Raw genomic sequence first — 3,701 nt, 5'->3', positions numbered from 1 at the left:
AAAGTGAAGGTCGAAATTTGGCAATTTTCGTACTCCCCCTAGAATTGTCTTCGCGACAGGATTATTTCTTTTTCTCTTTATCTATCCAGTTACCTTGTGCATCTGTATATACTTCCTTTTCACCTTCTTCTGTAAGAAGAACAAGCTTATATTTTTTTTCTCCGTCTTTCTCCATTACAAAAGCTTCAGAAACGGTAGCTTCGGCATAATCGGTTTCAATAGCCTGACTAACTTCGGCTGGCAATTCCTGTTCCTGAACCTGTTTCCAATCTTTTTCCTCATGAGCCTGCTTCTCAGTAGCAACCACCTCTACCTGATCCTCACTAGTCACCTGAGCTGTTGCTGATTCTACTGAAAAAAACATAGCTCCTCCAATTACTACTGTCAATACAAATTTTTTCATAATCTTAAATTTAAATTAGTCTTTTTATATGTATTGAATAAAAGAAAGAACTGTTCCAAATTTAACACAACCCAATCATAACCCACTGGAATTAAGGAATTCACATTTTATTATGAAAAATTAGAAAATCGATAAAATTGTTTTTTCCCCAGTTTTATGTTGAAAATCTCTACAGATGGGATGGAGGGAATTGTACCAATTTTTTGTTGAGTCCTAAAAAATTTATAGCTGTTCAAAATTATCATCTTCAAAAGCAGTTCCAATAACCACAATATCGGCTCCTGCATCATACACTTTCTGAAGTTGGACTGTGCTGCGGATTCCCCCTCCTACTATCACAGGAATTGATACATTCTTTTTTACTTCGGAAATGATTCTGCTGCCAACAACATTTTTTGCTCCACTTCCGGCTTCCAGATACACCAGCTTTTTTCCTGAAAACTCACCTGCCAGTGCTGTTTCAGAAATTAATTTTATTTCGCTTTGAGCTATGGGTTCGGTTTTACTTACCCGCTGTACGGCAGATTCTTTGCCGCCGTCAATAAGAATATAAGCTGTCGGAAGAATCTCCAGTGCGGAATCACGTAACCAGGAAACAGATTTGATTTGTTGTCCAATTAAATATTCGGGATTTCTGCCAGACAGCAGACTCAAAAACAGAATCCCGTCTGCTTCTTCGGTGATCTGTTCGTGGCTCCCGGGAAATAATATTACCGGCAACGCTGAATGTTGTTTTAAAGCTTTTACTGTTTCTTCGGTTTGCTGCGATGTGGCGGTGCTACCACCTACAAGTAGATAATTGGCATTTTGAGGCATCCGCTTTAGGAAAGCTTCAGCTTTGTCATTTTCAAATTTTTCAGGATCTACTAAAACACATAGCAGTTTTTCACCAAGGGAAGCTGATGCTAAAATTTCAGAATAAATAGATGTCATTAATGCTTAAACTTCATGTTTTCAGTAGAACGAGAGGCATAAACACAGGTAAAACCTTCAAATTCCAGGAATTCAAGATCAAAATGGGAAGTATAGCCTTTGTAAAAGCTCTTTCCGGTGGTGGCATTAGCTTCAAAGTCAAAATCGGTTATATCTATATGGTGCAAAAAGCTCAATCCCGGTTCTGCCTGCAGTTTATAAATAGATTCCTTTGCTCCCCAAACAATTGTGAGCTTTCGCACAAGGGCGTCTTCGTTGGCCAACGTATGATATTCTTTTAACGGAGTGAATTTATTGGCAATTTTCAGGATTTTATCGCGCTGCTTTTCAATATCGATCCCTACTTCTTTATCGCTAACAATAATTCCGGTAAAATTGAATGAATGGGTAATTGAAATATATTTTCCATCTTTAAGATGTGGTTTTCCCAGGTCATCGTAATACAAATCCTTATCTGTATACCCGGCTTCAGCCAATAAATGCCTGATGCTCATAAAGCCGCGCCGATGAATTTCAGATTTCATGCCTTCAACCCTCTCCCTGCAATGCGGGGTAAGTTCTACGTCTTTACTAAGCCATTCCAGAGATTCTTCAATCTTCCAAATGAGGACTTTAGTACGCTCATCAACTGTTATTGTTTTGTAAAGTGACATGAAATTTTCTTATATATTACTTACTTTTGCAACTTATTAGTTACTATAATCAAATATAATAATATGTCCACTAAAACGGTGCCTTATACGGCTTATAAAGTAAAAGATATTTCCCTGGCAGCATGGGGAAGGAAAGAAATTGAACTGGCTGAAGCAGAAATGCCAGGCCTTATGTCACTTAGGGAAGAATTTAAAAATGAACAGCCATTAAAAGGTGCAAGGATTGCCGGTTGTTTGCATATGACTATCCAGACTGCTGTTCTTATCGAAACTCTCGTTTCATTGGGAGCTGAAGTTACCTGGAGTTCCTGTAACATTTTTTCTACACAAGATCAGGCTGCCGCTGCGATTGCTGAAGCTGGTATTCCTGTTTATGCCTGGAAAGGAATGACCGAGGAAGAATTTAACTGGTGTATCGAACAGACGCTTTTCTTTGGCGAAGATCGTAAACCTTTAAATATGATCCTTGATGATGGTGGGGATCTTACCAATATGGTGTTCGACAAATATCCTGAATTAGCTGAAGGAATCCGTGGACTTTCAGAAGAGACCACTACAGGCGTTCACCGTTTGTACGAGCGAATGAAGAAAGGAACACTTCCTATGCCGGCCATTAACGTAAACGATTCTGTTACCAAATCTAAATTTGATAACAAATACGGTTGCCGTGAGAGTGCTGTAGATGCGATTCGTCGTGCTACAGATGTGATGCTTGCAGGAAAACGTGTAGTTGTTTGTGGATATGGAGATGTTGGGAAAGGAACCGCACAATCTTTTAAAGGAGCCGGATCTATTGTAACGGTTACGGAGATTGACCCTATTTGCGCTTTACAGGCTGCTATGGACGGTTTTGAAGTTAAAAAACTTGAGACTGTACTTCCAAAAGCAGATATTGTGATCACTACTACAGGTAATAAAGATATTGTGCGAGGTGAACATTTTGAAGCGATGAAGGATAAAACCATCGTTTGTAATATTGGACATTTTGACAATGAGATTGCTGTTGCGTGGCTAAATGAGAATTATGGTGATACTAAGGATGAAATCAAGCCTCAGGTGGATAAATACACCATCAACGGAAAAGACATTATTCTTCTTGCTGAAGGAAGACTGGTGAATTTAGGTTGTGCCACAGGACATCCAAGTTTTGTAATGAGTAACTCGTTCACCAACCAAACTTTGGCTCAAATTGAACTTTGGAAGAATTCTGATAATTATAAAAATGAAGTTTATATGCTTCCGAAGCATTTAGATGAAAAAGTAGCTGCACTTCACTTAGAAAAAATTGGAGTTGAACTGACGGAACTTTCTAAAGAACAAGCCGATTATATTGGCGTGGAAGTAGAAGGACCATTTAAACCGGAATACTACAGATATTAGACTGTAGACTGTAGACTGTAGACTGTAGACGAAAATATAAATCCTGTTCGGAATAATTCTGAACGGGATTTTTTTATTGCTAGAATAAATGGCAGCTCCAAATGTCAATTATCAGCCTATGTTTTTTATTCCGATAAATTATTAACCAAAGAAGGATATCCCTGAGATGCTTAAACATTTTAAAACAAGAGTACAAGCATAATAGGAGGAGCTTTTATCTAATTTAGGAGCGCAAAAGCGAAAGGCAGATGTAAAGTCTATGTTTTAATTTTATTATAAACAATAGTTATTCTAATAAATTAGCTTCTATATCAACATTTCAATAAAAATAC

4 protein-coding genes are annotated in these 3,701 nt (G+C 37.9%); 1 reads left to right on the top strand and 3 read right to left on the bottom strand.

What is annotated here, in order from left to right:
- Positions 1–61: 61 nt before the first annotated feature.
- The 3 genes from RM549_RS19145 to RM549_RS19135 all read right to left on the bottom strand — a co-directional run bounded on the left by RM549_RS19145 (position 62) and on the right by RM549_RS19135 (position 1,989).
- Positions 62–403, bottom strand: a complete 342-nt coding sequence (locus tag RM549_RS19145; protein ID WP_311687690.1) for a hypothetical protein — start codon at positions 401–403, stop codon at positions 62–64.
- A gap of 222 nt (positions 404–625) precedes the next feature.
- Positions 626–1,336 (bottom strand): phosphoglycerol geranylgeranyltransferase, encoded by a 711-nt coding sequence (locus tag RM549_RS19140; protein WP_311687688.1) that lies wholly within the window; start codon positions 1,334–1,336, stop codon positions 626–628.
- A complete protein-coding gene (locus RM549_RS19135; protein WP_311687686.1) occupies positions 1,336–1,989 on the bottom strand; it encodes a 4'-phosphopantetheinyl transferase family protein in 654 nt (217 codons plus the stop codon). Before RM549_RS19135 ends, RM549_RS19140 begins: the two co-directional genes overlap by 1 nt.
- A 63-nt stretch (positions 1,990–2,052) precedes the next feature.
- Between RM549_RS19135 and ahcY the strand changes: the two genes are divergently transcribed.
- Positions 2,053–3,369: an adenosylhomocysteinase gene (gene ahcY / locus RM549_RS19130; protein ID WP_311687683.1), complete on the top strand. Its 1,317-nt coding sequence runs from the start codon at positions 2,053–2,055 to the stop codon at positions 3,367–3,369.
- Positions 3,370–3,701 lie beyond the last annotated feature (332 nt).

Origin of the sequence: Autumnicola patrickiae (genome assembly GCF_031846525.1) — a bacterium.
Classification (GTDB): domain Bacteria; phylum Bacteroidota; class Bacteroidia; order Flavobacteriales; family Flavobacteriaceae; genus Autumnicola; species Autumnicola patrickiae.
This window is presented reverse-complemented; position numbering and strand designations above follow the sequence as displayed.